15 protein-coding genes and 1 pseudogene are annotated in these 15,810 nt (G+C 56.6%); 12 read left to right on the forward strand and 4 right to left on the reverse strand.

The annotated features are described in order from the left end of the window. Positions 1 to 137 precede the first annotated feature (137 nt). The 4 genes from ACZ1G5_RS01190 to ACZ1G5_RS01205 are packed head-to-tail and all read left to right on the forward strand — an operon-like array spanning position 138 to position 3,915. A complete protein-coding gene (locus ACZ1G5_RS01190) occupies positions 138 to 1,292 on the forward strand; it encodes an aromatic ring-hydroxylating oxygenase subunit alpha (protein ID WP_472731119.1) in 1,155 nt (384 codons plus the stop codon). Beyond that, a complete protein-coding gene (locus ACZ1G5_RS01195; RefSeq protein ID WP_472731120.1) occupies positions 1,289 to 1,498 on the forward strand; it encodes a hypothetical protein in 210 nt (69 codons plus the stop codon). The genes ACZ1G5_RS01190 and ACZ1G5_RS01195 overlap by 4 nt, the downstream gene beginning before the upstream one ends. Before the next feature lie 59 nt (positions 1,499 to 1,557). Next, entirely contained in the window at positions 1,558 to 2,499 is a 942-nt protein-coding gene (locus ACZ1G5_RS01200; RefSeq protein WP_472731121.1) for a nucleoside hydrolase, read from the forward strand. Beyond that, positions 2,500 to 3,915: a protein adenylyltransferase SelO gene (locus ACZ1G5_RS01205; protein WP_472731122.1), complete on the forward strand. Its 1,416-nt coding sequence runs from the start codon at positions 2,500 to 2,502 to the stop codon at positions 3,913 to 3,915. It begins immediately after the preceding gene. Here the strand turns inward: ACZ1G5_RS01205 and ACZ1G5_RS01210 are convergent. The 4 genes and pseudogenes from ACZ1G5_RS01210 to ACZ1G5_RS01225 all read right to left on the reverse strand — a co-directional run bounded on the left by ACZ1G5_RS01210 (position 3,890) and on the right by ACZ1G5_RS01225 (position 6,990). Beyond that, positions 3,890 to 4,788 (reverse strand): annotated as a pseudogene (locus tag ACZ1G5_RS01210) (DMT family transporter). The gene ACZ1G5_RS01205 and the pseudogene ACZ1G5_RS01210 overlap by 26 nt on opposite strands. Positions 4,789 to 4,887: 99 nt before the next feature. Further along, entirely contained in the window at positions 4,888 to 5,853 is a 966-nt protein-coding gene (locus tag ACZ1G5_RS01215; RefSeq protein WP_472731123.1) for a DUF3179 domain-containing protein, read from the reverse strand. Between the two features lie 92 nt (positions 5,854 to 5,945). Next, on the reverse strand, positions 5,946 to 6,491 hold the full coding sequence (locus ACZ1G5_RS01220) for a peptidylprolyl isomerase (protein WP_472731124.1): 546 nt from the start codon (positions 6,489 to 6,491) through the stop codon (positions 5,946 to 5,948). Then, positions 6,484 to 6,990: a peptidylprolyl isomerase gene (locus tag ACZ1G5_RS01225; protein WP_472731125.1), complete on the reverse strand. Its 507-nt coding sequence runs from the start codon at positions 6,988 to 6,990 to the stop codon at positions 6,484 to 6,486. Before ACZ1G5_RS01225 ends, ACZ1G5_RS01220 begins: the two co-directional genes overlap by 8 nt. 132 nt (positions 6,991 to 7,122) lie before the next feature. Between ACZ1G5_RS01225 and ACZ1G5_RS01230 the strand changes: the two genes are divergently transcribed. The 8 genes from ACZ1G5_RS01230 (at position 7,123) to ACZ1G5_RS01265 (ending at position 15,801) form a co-directional block, all read left to right on the forward strand. Then, complete coding sequence (locus ACZ1G5_RS01230; RefSeq protein ID WP_472734245.1) at positions 7,123 to 8,298, forward strand: phosphoglycerate kinase; 1,176 nt, start codon at positions 7,123 to 7,125, stop codon at positions 8,296 to 8,298. 107 nt (positions 8,299 to 8,405) lie between these two features. Continuing rightward, positions 8,406 to 10,016, forward strand: a complete 1,611-nt coding sequence (locus ACZ1G5_RS01235) for a hypothetical protein (protein WP_472731126.1) — start codon at positions 8,406 to 8,408, stop codon at positions 10,014 to 10,016. A 111-nt stretch (positions 10,017 to 10,127) separates the two neighbouring features. Next, positions 10,128 to 11,057 carry a class I fructose-bisphosphate aldolase gene (locus ACZ1G5_RS01240; RefSeq protein ID WP_472731127.1) on the forward strand — a complete coding sequence of 310 codons (930 nt, stop codon included), beginning with the start codon at positions 10,128 to 10,130 and terminating at the stop codon, positions 11,055 to 11,057. 39 nt (positions 11,058 to 11,096) lie between these two features. After that, entirely contained in the window at positions 11,097 to 11,561 is a 465-nt protein-coding gene (locus ACZ1G5_RS01245; protein ID WP_472731128.1) for a hypothetical protein, read from the forward strand. Between the two features lie 121 nt (positions 11,562 to 11,682). Beyond that, complete coding sequence (locus ACZ1G5_RS01250; protein WP_472731129.1) at positions 11,683 to 11,982, forward strand: FtsB family cell division protein; 300 nt, start codon at positions 11,683 to 11,685, stop codon at positions 11,980 to 11,982. A 145-nt stretch (positions 11,983 to 12,127) separates the two neighbouring features. Beyond that, a complete protein-coding gene (gene pdhA / locus ACZ1G5_RS01255) occupies positions 12,128 to 13,129 on the forward strand; it encodes a pyruvate dehydrogenase (acetyl-transferring) E1 component subunit alpha (RefSeq protein WP_472731130.1) in 1,002 nt (333 codons plus the stop codon). Between the two features lie 5 nt (positions 13,130 to 13,134). After that, positions 13,135 to 14,502 (forward strand): pyruvate dehydrogenase complex E1 component subunit beta, encoded by a 1,368-nt coding sequence (locus tag ACZ1G5_RS01260; protein WP_472731131.1) that lies wholly within the window; start codon positions 13,135 to 13,137, stop codon positions 14,500 to 14,502. Positions 14,503 to 14,514: 12 nt separating this feature from the next. After that, positions 14,515 to 15,801, forward strand: coding sequence for a pyruvate dehydrogenase complex dihydrolipoamide acetyltransferase (locus ACZ1G5_RS01265; protein ID WP_472731132.1), 1,287 nt, complete (start codon positions 14,515 to 14,517; stop codon positions 15,799 to 15,801). Positions 15,802 to 15,810 lie beyond the last annotated feature (9 nt).

Raw genomic sequence — 15,810 nt, forward strand, 5'->3', positions numbered from 1 at the left:
AGGGGTTTTGGGTGGATTGGCAGGAATTAGCCAACACACCTCGATCATGTCGCTGTGAGAAAAGCGGTCGTCGCCCGCGGACCGGACTGTATTCGCCCTGACATGCTATCAAAAGGTGAAAAAGAGGATGTTAGACTATGGCAAAAGACAGTTCCTTGACCACGCTCGATGCCGTCCGGCGCCCGATTGAAATGGCCAACGGCTTGGCGAATGCGCACTATATCGACCCGGATATCTTTGATCTGGAAAAACACGCCATTCTTTGCGCCAGCTGGGCCGGACTTGCGGTCGCGTCCGACGTGCCGGAGGTCGGAGATGCCAAACCAATCGAATTTCTTGGCATCCCCCTTTTGTTGCTCCGGGATCGGGCCGGACAGGTACGCGTCTTTCAAAATATCTGCCGCCATCGCGGCATGATCTTGGTCAATGAACCCAAAAAGATTGAGGGAGCCATTCGCTGCCCCTATCATTCCTGGTGCTATTCAACCGAAGGAAATCTCGTTTCGACCCCGCACGTCGGTGGTCCGGGCCATAACACCCATGACGCCATCGACAAATCCTTGCTGGGACTCATCGAGGTGCGCAGTCACATCTGGTTTGATACGGTTTTTGTGAACATCGACGGCAACGCCGCCCCCTTTGAAGAGGTGCATGCCGATCTGATCGCGCGCTGGTCGGACTTTGATCAGCCGCTGCACCATGGCGGCGCTGACAGCAGTTTTGTGCTTGATGTCGCGACCAACTGGAAGCTGGCGGTCGAAAACTACTGCGAAAGCTATCACCTGCCGTGGATTCACCCTGGCCTGAACAGCTATTCTCGTCTTGAGGACCACTATAATATTAATGAGCCCGGCAAGTTTTCTGGCCAAGGCACATTGGTCTATCGCCAGTTGACGGGTGACGACGGCACTGTCTTTCCTGATTTTGCGGAGCTGGACAAAAAATGGGCGACAGGCGCTGAGTATATTACCGTTTACCCAAATGTTCTACTTGGCGTCCAGCGGGACCATGCCTTTGTGATTATACTAGAGCCTGTGTCACTCACGCAGACCCGCGAGCACGTTCACATCTATTATGCGTCCTCGGACACGGATGATGCGCTGCGCATCAAGAACACGGCACAGTGGCGCGAGATTTTCGAAGAGGACCTGTTTGTCGTGGAAGGTATGCAGAAAGGGCGCAGGGCACCGGACTTTGACGGTGGGCGCTTCAGTCCGGCGATGGATGGACCGACACATTGCTTCCATGACTGGGTGGCAGGTCAGATCGCGGCGCATGTCGCGGGCCGATGACAACGTTGCAGGGTCGTCTGCTTGATGCGCATGCACGTGACGATCGACATGCCTTGATCGGACTATATACAGAGGCAGCGGACGCCGCCCCAGATCTCAATGCCTCCTGTTTCTATCTCACACATGCCTATATCTTTGCTTTGGAGCTTGGCGATCCGGTATCTGCGACACTTTATCAACGCCTCAGGGCTAAAGGTCGCGTCTGACCTCTTGCCCCCGTCGCGGCTTCGGACCACTCTGTCGTGAAACATGACAGGACAAATACATGCCGCCCCGCAAGATCATTATCGATACCGACCCCGGCCAAGACGACGCGGTCGCAATTCTGCTGGCGCTTGCCTCACCAGAAGACATCGAGGTGCTGGGGATTACGGCCGTGGCTGGCAACGTGCCCCTGCCCCTGACAGAAAAGAACGCGCGCATCGTATGTGAACTTGCGGACAAGCCGGAGACCAAAGTGTTCGCCGGTTGCGATGCGCCAATGAAACGCAAATTGGTCACTGCGGAACATGTCCACGGAAAGACAGGCTTGGATGGTCCGCCAATGGCCGACCCGACAATGCCGCTTCAGGAACAGCACGCCGTGGATTTCATTATTGAAACCTTGCGGCAAGAACCAAGCGGGACGGTGACCCTGTGCCCTATCGGGCCTTTGACAAATATCGCGGTCGCCTTTGAGCGGGCACCGGACATTGTCGAACGTGTGCAGGAAATTGTGCTCATGGGCGGCGCCTATTTCGAAGTGGGGAACATTACACCCACGGCTGAATTCAACATCTATGTTGATCCAGAGGCTGCCAAGATCGTCTTTGGCGCGGGCGCGCCGTTGGTTGTGATGCCCCTTGATGTCACACACAAAGCGCTGACCACGCGCAGCCGCATTGACGCCTTTCGATCAATGCACACCAAGGTCGGAGATATGGTCGCGGCGTGGACCGATTTCTTTGAGCGCTTTGATATGGAAAAATACGGCTCGGACGGTGCGCCGCTGCATGATCCCTGCACGATTGCCTATCTCATTCAGCCACAGCTTTTTGAAGGGCGTCATATCAATGTAGAGATCGAAACCGAGGCGGAACTGACGCTTGGCATGACGGTCGCTGATTGGTGGCGCGTGACGGATCGCCCGGCAAATGCAATGTTTATGAAAGACATTGATACGTCCGGGTTTTATGCGTTGCTTGCCGCGCGACTTGCACGCCTCTAGATGCATATTCCCTTCGACAACTCCTATGCCACCCTTCCACGGCAGATGTTTACGGCCCAATTGCCGACCCCGGTGAAGGCCCCCGCTCTTCTTGTTGCTAACGCCGAACTGGCCACTTTGCTGGGGATTGCCCCGGAAGATGTCACCGGTCCGACGGCCGCGCAGGTCTTTGGGGGCAACCATATCCCCGCTGGCGCCGCACCTCTGGCTCAGGTTTATGCGGGCCACCAGTTCGGCAACTGGAACCCGCAGTTGGGTGATGGACGGGCCATATTACTGGGCGAAGTCGTTGGGACTGACGGGGTTCGTCGTGACCTTCAGCTAAAGGGGGCCGGCCCAACACCCTATTCACGCAACGGTGATGGGCGGGCCTGGCTTGGTCCTGTGATGCGCGAATACCTGGTTTCAGAAGCGATGCATGCGATGGGTGTGCCAACCACACGCGCCTTGGCCGCCGTCTCGACCGGCGAAGACGTGTACCGCGAAGAGATACTGCCCGGTGCAGTGATCGCGCGCGTCGCCCAAAGCCACATCCGTGTTGGGACGTTCCAGTATTTTGCAAGTCGCGGTGATATGACAGCGCTGCATGCACTGACCGATCATGTGATCGCGCGCCACTATCCAGATGCAAATGGGCCCGCAGAACTGCTGGAGCTTGTGGTTGAGCGCTATGCCACCCTGATCGCCAAGTGGATGGGGTTGGGTTTTGTTCACGGTGTGATGAATACTGATAACGTCTCAATCGCGGGTGAAACCATCGACTATGGTCCTTGCGCCTTTATCGACGGGTTCCATCCCGATGCTGTGTTTAGCGCGATCGACCAATTTGGCCGCTATGCTTATTCCAACCAACCCGCGATTGGTGCTTGGAACATGGCACAGTTTGCGACCGCATTGATCCCACTGATGCCAGACAGAGACGCCGCAATCGAAGCTTTCACAGCGGCGGTGCACCGCATGCCCACACTCTATGACGCAGCGTGGTTGCGGGTCTTTGCGGCCAAGTTGGGCATCACGAATCCGGCGGAAGAGGATCGAGCACTCATCACTGACCTGCTTGATCTAATGGCCAAAGACGGTGCTGATTTCACGGCAACTTTTGCAAACCTGGGCGGTCCGCACGCACGCGACCAGTTCATTAGTCGCGATCGCTTTGATCAATGGGCAGAGCGCTGGCATTTGCGCAAGTCACCTGACGCTGCGGCAAGCATGGCGCACGCCAACCCCAAAATCATTCCCCGCAATCACCGGATTGAAGAAGCGATTGTCGCGGGGCGTGCCGGAGACATGGCACCGTTCCATGCGTTGCTTGCTGCTGTGACGGATCCTTTTGCCCTATTGACCGATGCGACAGCTGCCTTTGCCCGCCCACCAAGCAAGGACGAACAGGTTACACGGACGTTTTGCGGGACCTGATCGGTCGGTTAATCAGCAAAATACCAAAGGCAACCAACACAAGTGCTGCAATGAGGCTCGGGCCCACCTCTTCCCCCAACAAGAGCCATCCAAGACCAACAGCCAAAACCGGCGAGAGAAAGCTGAAGGAGGCGACGCCGGATGCTGGGTAGATTGACAACAGCCAGAGCCAAAAGATGAAGCCCGCGCTGACAACAACAACGATCTGAAACATCAGTCCGGCGATGTGGATCGGCGCGAGGTCCCGGATCAAAGGTCCAAAGAACAACGCAGCGATTAGCAAGATGGGCGCCGAGACGGCAACTTGCCACATCAACTGGATTTCCGGCCTGACGCGCGACAGCGACGATGCCTTGGCCAATATTGCGGTCACGGCCCATCCGATCGCCGCACCAACCGCAGCCAGATCCCCCAAGATACTGCCTGTGCCCTCATCTCGGCTTAGAATTGCAACGGCCACTCCGGCCAAAGCAAGGCCAAGACCCAGCGTTTTCGCAGGCGTGAGCCGGTCATCAGGCATGATGAAATGCGTCATCATGGCCAGCCAGACCGGCATCGAATAGAAAATGACGCTAGCGCGGCTGACCGTCGTCAGGTCCAGGGCGACAAACAAGCAGATAAACTCGAACGCAAAGGTGCACCCAATGGCGAATCCTACCAACCGGGTGCCCCTTTCAAAGCGCAGTGGGATGCCTCGCCACCGTAGCCACAGCCAGATACAGATCACCGCACCCGCAGATCGTAGCCCTGCAAAAAGACCGGTTGTAGCCCGCCATTCGTGACTTTGATCACGACCTGATTGAAAGCCAGCAAAAGTGCAAACCCAGTCAGGGCGGCGGCACCAAATAGATCGATCTGGGGTTTCTTTTCCATCCCGGCAGATCATGCACGCAGAGGCCAAGTGTCAAGCCGCCGACCTGTGTTTTCATGTCCCTTGCTCAGCGGCGCTCATCCCACCAGCACGCATACAAGCTAGTTGCCCAGCATCCATTCGCCGTCGGGCCAAAAGGCATGATAAGCAAAAGCGAACATCACATCATGTGCCAGATCATTCCCATCAGCATCGTGCACGCGCACGTTGCCAACCTCTTTGCCTGACCCGATCTGTTCTGCGTCCAAAGCCGATGCCTGCCCCTCGCTCCACGTGAATGTCACGCCCGCCTCTGTCAGCACGCCCTCTTGTGACAAGCGTGTCAAAGGCCATGCCCGATCACCGACCCTAACAACACGTGCGAGGGCGGGAATATCATGCGGCGGCATTTCACCCGAGTAAAGAAAGGGCCGGTTCGAGCTATCATAGCGGACGTAGGGGTTTGCACCGTAGTTGCGGCGAAAAGCAGGCTGTTCCATGACCAGCCCCTCCGGGTTGCGTGTTGAAAAGGCCTCCCAGCTTTCCATCCAGCTTGGCAGGCTGACCAGTTCGGTCCCATTCAGGTCACCGACAATTGCCTCGCCGATGGCTTGCTGCCACCAGCTTTCGGTTTCGCGATCATACATGATCATATCCGAATTTCGCAGCTTGCCCGACACCCCGAAACTAAGTGTTCCTTGTGCGATCCTGCGATCAAATGTGATCCCGGAATTGCACAAGGGGCAAAATGTGACGGCTACGCGGACGTCACCGACAACATCGTTCACGATCTCATGCCAGGTTAGATAGCGGATCGGATAGGCACGGGGTGTTTCACCTTCAATCTCAAGTGTAATGACCGGTTCACGTGGTGTGAGGTTCGACTTGTCAGCCACAGCAACAAACGTCGGATCATCAAGCGCGGGTATCCCATCTTTGGGCGGTCCACCCGACATGATCTGCACCCAATTGTCGACGCTGGTGTTTTCAAAATCTGTGTTCGGCCATTCAAACGACCAAAACTCCGGACTGGCCGCAGCCATGCTGGCAGCCGTGCAAAACGCAGCGATTGTGGGGATCAGGCGCATTCGTCTCTCCTTGCGATTTCGCGCAGAGTGTCCGATCGCATGGCGCACGCCTAGCCCCCTCGCGCATATGTGAGGGGGCCGGGGCGGTTTTGTTATTCGGTGACGCGCACCGCTGCCATCATGTCGGGCTGGCCGATGACAGCGCCGTTGGCACCGGTGCCGCGTTTGATCTGATCGACGAGGTCCATGCCTTCGGTCACTTCGCCAACAACAGTGTATTGACCATTCAGGAAATAGCCGGGCTCAAACATAATAAAGAACTGGCTGTTGGCAGAGTTGGGGTTCTGCGCACGCGCCATGCCAATCACGCCACGCTCGAACGGCAGATCAGAGAATTCTGCGGGAATGTCCGGGAATTCAGAACCACCGGTGCCAGCACGGGATAGATCGCCACCCATCACACCATTTTGCACGTCGCCCGTTTGTGCCATGAAACCATCGATGACCCGGTGAAAGACAACACCATCATAGCTGCCTGCCTCGGCGATTGCCGTGATCTGGGCCACATGCAGCGGTGCTGTCTCTTCAAACAGGTCGATGATGATTGTGCCGTTGGCTTCGCCCTCAACGTCGATCTCAAGACCCGCGCTCAGCGCCGGGGTTGCCAATAACGCAAATGCGGCAGCTAGCTTATACATCTGCGGCAACCTTTACGCTGATCATACAGTCGGGGTTCATTGGCGGCTCGCCCTTCATAATCGCGTCGACGTGTTCCATGCCAGAGACGACCTGACCGTAGACTGTGTATTGCCCGTTCAGGAAATCATTATCTTTGAAGTTGATAAAGAACTGGCTGTTGGCAGAATTGGGGTTTTGCGAACGTGCTGCACCCAATGTACCACGGCTGTGAGGGATTTTTGAAAACTCGGCAGGCAGATCAGGCATATCCGAACCGCCCGTACCCGCACGACCGATGTTGAAGTTATTTTCCATGTTGCCGTTGGCCACATCACCGGTCTGCGCCATGAACCCGTCAATCACCCTGTGAAAACAGACGTTGTCGTAAGCGCCTGCGCGCGCCAGTTCCTTCATACGTGCAGTATGTGCCGGGGCCACGTCAGGCATCAGCTGGATAACGACGTCACCGTCTTTCAGTGTCATAATGATTGTATTTTCTGGGTCTGTGATATCGGCCATTTGGCGCTCCTATTCATCGCGTTTGGCACTGACATATTGTGCAGCGCACCAATTGCCAACCCGGGTCCGGTTGACGCAGGCGCGAGATTGCCGCAACTAGACGCCAACACGGATTTTCAGTTGGAGCATATGATGGCCTGGAAGACACTCGACGATATGGACTTTGCCGGCAAACGTGCGCTCGTGCGTGTCGATATCAATGTGCCGGTCGAGGATGGTGTCGTGACTGACACAACCCGCATTGAACGCATCGTTCCGACTGTGGATGACATTCAGGCGAAGGGTGGCAAAGTCATCCTGATGGCCCACTTCGGGCGTCCCAAGGGGCAAGTCGTGCCAGAGATGTCACTTGAACTGATCGCACCCGCCGTGGCGGACGTATTGGGCCTGCCAGTGACTTGGGTAAACTCTGACTACGGCGATGCAGTGGCGGAGATGGAAGGCGATGAGGTGCTGCTACTTGAAAACCTCCGCTTCAATCCTGGCGAAGAGAAAAACGATGAAGGCTTTGCCAAGCGCCTTGCGACCCTTGGCGACATATATGTGAACGATGCGTTTTCTGCCGTCCACCGCGCGCATGCCAGCACAGAGGCGATTGCGCGCCTACTGCCCTCTTGCGCCGGCCGCCTGATGGCCGAAGAGTTAGGTGCATTGGAAAAGGCCCTAGGTACGCCCATCCGCCCTGTTGTGGCCGTTGTTGGTGGCGCAAAAGTATCGACCAAGCTGGACCTGCTGGGCAATCTTGTCGGCAAGGTCAACCACTTGGTCATCGGCGGTGGCATGGCGAATACGTTCCTTGCGGCGCAGGGCATCGACGTTGGGAAATCTCTGTGTGAGCATGATCTGGCGGAAACAGCCCGTGACATTCTTGGCAAAGCCGAAGCAGCCGGATGCGAGATTATCCTTCCGCGTGATATCGTGGTCGCGCGTGAATTCAAAGCTGGCGCAGACTGCGAAACTGTTGCGCCAGACGCCTGCCCGGCCGATGCGATGATCCTTGATGCGGGACCTGCGACAGTGGCTTATATCGGTGAAGTCTTGCACAACGCCAAAACGCTTGTGTGGAACGGTCCGTTGGGCGCGTTTGAGATTGCCCCCTTTGATACAGCGACCAATGCAGCGGCGGCAAAGGCGGCGGAACTGTCCAAGGCGGGCAAGCTGATTTCAGTGGCAGGCGGCGGTGACACTGTTGCAGCACTCAACCAAGCGGGTGCAGCAGAAGATTTCACCTATATTTCGACCGCCGGTGGCGCTTTCCTTGAATGGATGGAGGGCAAGAAATTGCCCGGTGTCGCCGCTTTGGGGTGACGCCCCGATCTCATCACTTCTAAATGGCTGACGTAGGGTCAGTATTTTCCATACTTGATTATTGAACAATGTTCATGTACATCGTTCAAATACATAAGGAGTGAACCATGAAACAGATTGCCAAAACATCCGCCACAACTGCCCTTGCCCTGCTCGTCGCGGCCCCGTTGCACGCCCAAGACCGCGATCCACAAGCAACATTGGCAGAGTTCTTTAGCCCTGACCGCATCGCAGCGGCCGTAGCCAACAGCGCGATCTCGGCCCTGCGGACGCGTATGGAGCTTCAGTATGACCATCTCACAGCTGACCCGCTGCGGGGCATTGTGTCGATCTCGGGTATTGTCGCCCGTCCCCTGCTGCCTTACGACCAAGCCCGCCAGTGTGAGATCACAATCGAACGCGCGACGTTGTCGAGCGATTTTGCCAGCCCGTTTCAAACAGCGGCAGAGCTGAACCTGAACCTGATTGGCGCACGTGCAAGCCTTGCATGTGTTGAACGCGACATTGCCCTTGCCTTACGAACAGCCGGCTATCGGGACCTGCCGCTGGACCAGTTCAAAGTACGGGCCAGCTATGCCTATACAACCGGGGAAACCGCAATCGACAGCACCATCGCCATCAACGGCTTTGGCGTGCTGGACTATTCAGCCAGCGGCACGATCCTGCCCCGCCTCAGCGCATCCGGCTATCCCGGCGACCCGGCAGTGCGGGTCAGTCGCGCTGTTGCCGCGTTGAAAGATGATGGCGGATGGGAGGCGATTTCTCAGGTATTGCCCGAAAACCTCCGTGATCCTGTCACGATACGTGAACTTGGCACTGAAGCCGTTTCGCAGTTTTTGAGCGAAGGGGGGCTGCGGCCCTTGGGCGCGGTCGAGCGCAACTTCGTCGGCGATCTGATGGGCGAGGTCGAAGCCTTTGTGACCGATCCCGGCGAAATAACATTGCAAGCCGATTTGCCCCCAAGCGGAATCGTGATTGAGCCCGATATGTATGATGCACCCCAGCTTTTGATCTCTGCACTGGGACTACAAGCGCGCAGCACGCCTCTTGCACGCACACAAATCCTGAGCGTTGCGGATTTGGCAGCACTACAAACCCCGGATGCACTGTCGAATGATGCGCGCCTCAGCTTTGCGACAGCGCTTTTAGAGGGGAACGGGGTACCCCGCAGTGGGGCTCTTGTGCCTGAACTGCTCTTGCCATTGTTGGATGATCCAAGCGTCTCCGGTCCAGCCGCCGGCTTGCTTGCGAAAGCCACGCAAGACAGTGACATCCCTGCTGCCTATGGTTATGCGCTGATCGCCGCTGCTGGCGATATTCCAAATGCTGTCGCGCAACTTGACCGGCTTGAGGCGCGAATGACGACGCAAGCGGTTCTTGCGGCACAGGACGCATACCTGACCCAAACCAATGCAGCAGCGCCGATCAGCAAGGTGACCGGTGATGACCCACGAGACTTGCGCAGCCTGTCTCTTGCCTACTTTACCGGAGCGGGCGAGGCCCGATCCTATGCACGTGCCTATTATTACGCGCTGCTGGCAGAAGCGGCTGGCGACATAGCAGCAACGTCTCTGCGCGAAGAAATAGAAGCGCGGTTTGGTGCCCGCGGCCCAGACGTTGCACAGGCGTGGAATGGTATCGCGGCTGAGATGCAGCAACGCGCCATCACCGACTGGATCAATACAGACCTACCAGCGATCTATCTGACGCAGAACTAAACAGACGCTGTTTGCGATAACATTGCCTCCGGTTGCGCTAACATATTTGCAACCGGGGACAACCCACCCTATCGCTGCTGGAAACACTTAGCGATGCCAAAGGGGCCAGTGATGAAAACCACCAGAACCGTTCAGAAAATCCTTGCCAACTACGAAGGTGAAACACCGGGCGTAAAGGCCAAACTGGCTGGTATCCTGATGAATGGTAAGCTTGGCGGCACCGGCAAGATGATCATCCTGCCTGTGGACCAAGGATTTGAACATGGACCGGCACGGTCCTTTGCGCCCAACCCCGGAGGTTATGACCCCCACTATCATTACCAACTGGCGATTGATGCTGGGCTGAACGCTTACGCGGCACCTTTGGGAATGCTTGAGGCAGGCGCGGATACCTTTGCAGGGCAAATTCCCACGATCCTGAAAGTAAATTCAGCCAACTCTCTGATCCCGAATGAAGCCCCAAAAACGCAGGCGATCACCGCGTCTGTTGATGACGCGCTGCGCCTTGGATGTTCTGCGATCGGCTTTACCGTCTACCCCGGATCATCAGCTGCGTTGAATATGTTTGGCGATATCGCTGAGATGCGCCGCGAGGCTGCTGCCAAAGGCATCGCAACGGTGATCTGGTCTTATCCGCGCGGTGAAGCATTGGACAAAGACGGTGAAACCGCCATTGATATCGGGGCCTATGCCGCACAGATCGCGGCGTTGCTCGGTGCGCATATCATCAAAATCAAGCTCAGCACCGATCACCTGAGTCTGCCGGAAGCCAAGAAAGTCTATGAAGCCGAAAAGATCGACGTTGCGACACAGGCGTCCCGCGTGCGCCACTGCGTGCAGTCGGCCTTTGATGGCCGGCGTTTGATGGTGTTCTCCGGTGGTGCCGCAAAGGGTGCCGACGCGGTTTATGACGATGCCCGCGCGATCCGCGACGGCGGCGGTAACGGGTCGATCATCGGGCGCAATTCGTTCCAGCGGGAACGTGGCGACGCATTGGATATGTTGGGCAAGTTGGTTGAGATTTATCGCGGCAAGGCATAACTCAACAGGGATTTAACTTGCCCTGAAGGTCCCCGCGATATGATCTATACGATTACCGTCGATGCGACGTATGACGCGGACGCCGATAGCGTTTTCGCGGGGGCACTTGATTTTTCAGAGATGCAGAAGGCGATGGCAGGCATCGCGATCTATGACGGCCTTCCTGATCGGTCAGTGCGGCAAGGTGATCGCTTGTCGGTTGATGTGACGATGTTCAAGCTGTTCAAGACCCGGGGGCATTGCATGTACGTCGAACGGTTAGACAGCACAGCACGGATCATTCAAAGCCGCGAACATAATCCGTCGATCAAGCGGTGGGACCACAACCTCAGCGTTCAACCCACCGAAGGCGGTTGCCTTTGGCGCGACAGAATTGTTTTGGACGCCGGACTCACGACATTTTTGGCGGCGCGGTTTTGCCGCTTTGTCTATTCGCGGCGCCATCGCTTGCGTCGCGCCCGCACTGTTCAACGATCCATTCAGCGCGGTGAAATCACAACCTAGCCAGAACCCAGCAATAAAGGCCAATTCTCTGCGATTTTTGGCATTTAGGGGATTCCCTTTGCGAATCAGATATGCGATTCTGCTGGAGGTCCCCGAAAGAGGTGACGTTTGAGGCAAACCGATGATCCGACGCAGCACTCCACAACTTGGCGCATTGTTCTACTTCCTTGGCATGATCATGCTCGGGCTCTATTTCACGTTTGCTGCGGTGCAGGGTGACTATGGCCTGTTCAAACGGATCGAGGTGAAGGCCGAAGGCTATGCGCTGGCAACAGAGTTGGCAGCGTTGCAAGACGACGTGGCGCGAATGGAAAATCTGACGACACGCCTGTCGGACAACTTCCTTGATTTGGACCTGTTGGATCAGCAAGCACGCGACGTCCTGGGCATGATCCGTGCGGACGAAATCGTCATTCGCTAACCCCTATTGAGTTATTCACGTGACGCAACGCGGCTATTCCAGTGGCGCTTGACGGTAGGTCACTTTGACACTCGCAATTTTTCTGCGCATGCTCTAAAAGATAGTTTAATACTAAACTACTTGGAACCACGCCGGAGGAATCCACATGCCGCCCAAAAAGGCCGCCGCGAAATCCAATGTCTCTGCAGAAGAATTGCTGGGACATTACCGTGAAATGCTGCTTATCCGCAGATTTGAGGAAAAGGCAGGCCAGCTATATGGCATGGGTCTGATCGGCGGTTTCTGCCACCTTTATATCGGACAAGAGGCGGTTGTTGTAGGCTTGGAGGCCGCCGCCGAAGAAGGTGACAAGCGCGTCACATCCTACCGCGACCACGGCCATATGCTGGCCTGTGGCATGGACCCAAAGGGGATCATGGCCGAGTTGACGGGCCGCGAAGGTGGCTTTTCCAAAGGCAAAGGCGGCTCAATGCATATGTTCTCGAAAGAGAAGCATTTCTATGGCGGCCATGGCATTGTTGCTGCGCAGGTGCCATTGGGTGCGGGTCTCGCCTTTGCCGACAAGTACAAAGGCAATGGCCGCGTGACCTTTACCTATTTTGGTGATGGTGCTGCGAACCAGGGTCAGGTTTACGAGACCTATAACATGGCCGAGCTTTGGGACCTGCCGGTCGTTTTCGTGATCGAGAACAACCAATATGCGATGGGCACGTCGGTGCAGCGCTCCACTAAATCTCCATCACTTTGGGAACGCGGTGCGGCCTACGGCATTCCCGGTGAAGAAGTGGACGGCATGTCCGTTCTGGCCGTGAAAGAGGCGGGCGAGCGTGCGGTGGCCCACTGCCGCGCCGGCAAAGGCCCGTACATTCTGGAAGTGAAAACATACCGCTACCGTGGTCACTCTATGTCCGATCCGGCGAAATACCGGACCCGTGAGGAAGTGCAGAAGATGCGCGATGAGCGTGACCCGATTGAGCAGATCCGCGATATGCTGCTGACCGGCAAACACGCCAGTGATGATGACCTCAAGGCCATCGACAAAGAAATCAAAGCGATTGTGAACGAGGCGGCTGAGTTTTCGAAAGAAAGCCCAGAGCCTGCTCTGGACGAGCTTTGGACAGATATTTACGCAGACGTGGAGGCCTGAAGACCATGGCAACCGAAATTCTTATGCCCGCCCTCTCGCCCACCATGGAAGAAGGCACATTGGCCAAATGGCTTGTCAAAGAGGGTGACACTGTTTCATCCGGCGACATCATGGCCGAGATTGAAACCGACAAAGCCACGATGGAGTTTGAAGCCGTCGATGAAGGGATCGTTGGCAAGATTGTCATCGCCGAAGGCACCGAAGGTGTGAAGGTGAATGAGGTCATCGCGATCCTTGTTGAAGAGGGTGAAGACGTACCTGCCGCCGGTGCTGCCTCAGCTGCTGCCGCCGCACCCGCGGCTGAGGCACCTGCCCCCGCAGCCGCACCTGCCGCCGCAGCCCCTGCTGCACTGGTTGCAGATGCGACCCCCGATTGGGACGCCGATGTTGAGGTCAAGCAAACCACCGTGCGTGAAGCACTGCGCGATGCCATGGCCGAAGAGATGCGCCGCGATGAGGATGTCTTCCTCATGGGTGAGGAAGTGGCCGAGTACCAAGGTGCTTATAAGATTTCCCAAGGTCTGCTGGATGAGTTTGGCGCTAAGCGTGTGATTGATACGCCCATTACAGAGCATGGTTTTGCCGGTATCGGCGTGGGTGCTGCCTTTGGTGGATTAAAGCCGATCGTCGAATTCATGACATTTAACTTCGCTATGCAAGCCATTGATCATATTATCAACTCTGCGGCAAAGACGCTCTATATGTCTGGCGGCCAGATGGGTGCACCAATGGTGTTCCGTGGTCCCAATGGTGCGGCTGCCCGTGTTGGTGCGCAACACTCTCAGGACTATGCTGCATGGTACATGCAAATCCCCGGCCTGAAGGTTGTGATGCCGTATTCGGCGGCGGATGCCAAAGGTCTGATGAAGACCGCGATCCGCGACCCTAACCCGGTGATCTTCCTTGAGAATGAAATCCTTTACGGCAAATCGTTCGATGTGCCTGTGATGGATGATTTCACCATTCCATTCGGGAAGGCCAAGATTGAACGCGCGGGCGATGATGTGACCATCGTCAGCTTTGGCATCGGGATGACATATGCATTGGAAGCCGCTGAAAAGCTGGCCGCCGATGGCATCAATGCCGAGGTGATCAACCTGCGGTCCTTGCGTCCAATGGATACGGCAACGATCCTCGCCTCCGTCCGCAAGACCAACCGCTGCGTGACCGTCGAAGAAGGCTGGCCGCAGGGCAGCGTCGGCGGCTATATCAGCGGTGTGATCATGCAAGAGGCGTTTGACTACCTCGATGCACCGGTCATTACCTGCACAGGGAAAGATGTGCCGATGCCTTATGCCGCCAACCTTGAAAAACACGCTTTGCTGACATCCGACGAAGTCGTCGATGCATGCAAAAAAGTGACCTACCGTTAAGGAGCCAGAGCCATGCCAACAGAAATCCTGATGCCCGCCCTGTCACCGACAATGGAAGAAGGCACGCTTGCCAAATGGCACGTCAAAGAGGGTGATACCGTATCCTCTGGCGATATCATGGCTGAGATCGAGACCGACAAAGCCACGATGGAATTTGAGGCCGTCGACGAAGGTGTGATGGGCAAGATTATCGTGCCGGAAGGCACCGAAGGTGTGAAGGTCAACGATGTAATCGCCGTGCTGCTGGAAGATGGCGAAAGTGCTGATGATATCGGTGATGTATCGGCCCCCGCAACGGCACCTGCTGCCGCCGCAGAAGCACCCGCTGCTGCACCAGCCACTGCTGCGGCCCCTGCCCCAGCAGCCCCTGCCAAAGACGGCCAGCGCATCTTTGCCACACCTTTAGCGCGCCGGATTGCGGCTGACAAAGGCCTTGATCTGACAACCATCGCAGGCTCTGGCCCGCATGGCCGGATCGTGAAAGCAGATGTTGAAAATGCAACTGCTGCGCCAAAAGCGGCCGCACCTGCGGCCAAGGCTGATGCGCCTGCTGCAACCATGGCTGCCGGTCCTGACACAGATATGGTGCTCAAGACCTATGCCGATCGCCCATTTGAAGAGGTCAAGCTGGACGGGATGCGCAAAACGATTGCCGCCCGCCTGACAGAGGCCAAGCAGTCCGTGCCGCATTTCTACCTGCGCCGCGATATTCAGCTGGATGCGCTCTTGAAGTTCCGCAGCCAGTTGAACAAGCAGCTAGAGCCACGCGGCGTGAAGCTGTCGGTTAATGACTTCATAATCAAGGCCTGCGCCTTGGCCCTGCAACAAGAACCGGAAGCCAACGCCGTTTGGGCCGGGGATCGCACCCTGAAGTTCGAAAAATCCGACGTTGCCGTTGCTGTGGCCATCGAAGGTGGCCTGTTCACGCCGGTCCTGAAAGATGCCGAGATGAAATCGCTCTCTGCCCTTTCAGCCGAAATGAAAGACCTCGCCACCCGCGCGCGCGACCGCAAACTGGCCCCGCATGAATATGTGGGCGGCAGCTTTGCAATCTCGAACCTGGGTATGTTTGGCATTGATAACTTCGATGCGATCATCAACCCGCCACATGCTGCGATCCTTGCGGTGGGTGCTGGTGCGAAAAAGCCGATTGTGGGGGCTGATGGCGAATTGACCGTGGGCACCGTGATGTCGACCACATTGTCGGTCGATCACCGTGTGATTGACGGGGCCTTGGGTGCGAACCTGCTGAACGCCATCAAGGATAATCTTGAGAACCCGATGACAATGCTGGCGTAAGTCACTGAA

This window comes from Yoonia sp. JB2-21 (genome assembly GCF_055693545.1).

Excerpts from the sequence above, each read along its gene's own strand:
- ACZ1G5_RS01195 (WP_472731120.1), top strand. The coding sequence starts at position 1,289 with ATGACAACGTTGCAGGGTCGTCTGCTTGATGCGCATGCACGTGACGAT.
- ACZ1G5_RS01225 (WP_472731125.1), bottom strand. The coding sequence starts at position 6,990 with ATGGCCGATATCACAGACCCAGAAAATACAATCATTATGACACTGAAA.
- pdhA (WP_472731130.1), top strand. The coding sequence starts at position 12,128 with ATGCCGCCCAAAAAGGCCGCCGCGAAATCCAATGTCTCTGCAGAAGAA.
- ACZ1G5_RS01235 (WP_472731126.1), top strand. The coding sequence starts at position 8,406 with ATGAAACAGATTGCCAAAACATCCGCCACAACTGCCCTTGCCCTGCTC.
- ACZ1G5_RS01220 (WP_472731124.1), bottom strand. The coding sequence starts at position 6,491 with ATGTATAAGCTAGCTGCCGCATTTGCGTTATTGGCAACCCCGGCGCTG.
- ACZ1G5_RS01190 (WP_472731119.1), top strand. The coding sequence starts at position 138 with ATGGCAAAAGACAGTTCCTTGACCACGCTCGATGCCGTCCGGCGCCCG.
- ACZ1G5_RS01240 (WP_472731127.1), top strand. The coding sequence starts at position 10,128 with ATGAAAACCACCAGAACCGTTCAGAAAATCCTTGCCAACTACGAAGGT.
- ACZ1G5_RS01260 (WP_472731131.1), top strand. The coding sequence starts at position 13,135 with ATGGCAACCGAAATTCTTATGCCCGCCCTCTCGCCCACCATGGAAGAA.
- ACZ1G5_RS01215 (WP_472731123.1), bottom strand. The coding sequence starts at position 5,853 with ATGCGCCTGATCCCCACAATCGCTGCGTTTTGCACGGCTGCCAGCATG.
- ACZ1G5_RS01205 (WP_472731122.1), top strand. The coding sequence starts at position 2,500 with ATGCATATTCCCTTCGACAACTCCTATGCCACCCTTCCACGGCAGATG.
- ACZ1G5_RS01245 (WP_472731128.1), top strand. The coding sequence starts at position 11,097 with ATGATCTATACGATTACCGTCGATGCGACGTATGACGCGGACGCCGAT.
- ACZ1G5_RS01250 (WP_472731129.1), top strand. The coding sequence starts at position 11,683 with ATGATCCGACGCAGCACTCCACAACTTGGCGCATTGTTCTACTTCCTT.
- ACZ1G5_RS01230 (WP_472734245.1), top strand. The coding sequence starts at position 7,123 with ATGGCCTGGAAGACACTCGACGATATGGACTTTGCCGGCAAACGTGCG.
- ACZ1G5_RS01265 (WP_472731132.1), top strand. The coding sequence starts at position 14,515 with ATGCCAACAGAAATCCTGATGCCCGCCCTGTCACCGACAATGGAAGAA.
- ACZ1G5_RS01200 (WP_472731121.1), top strand. The coding sequence starts at position 1,558 with ATGCCGCCCCGCAAGATCATTATCGATACCGACCCCGGCCAAGACGAC.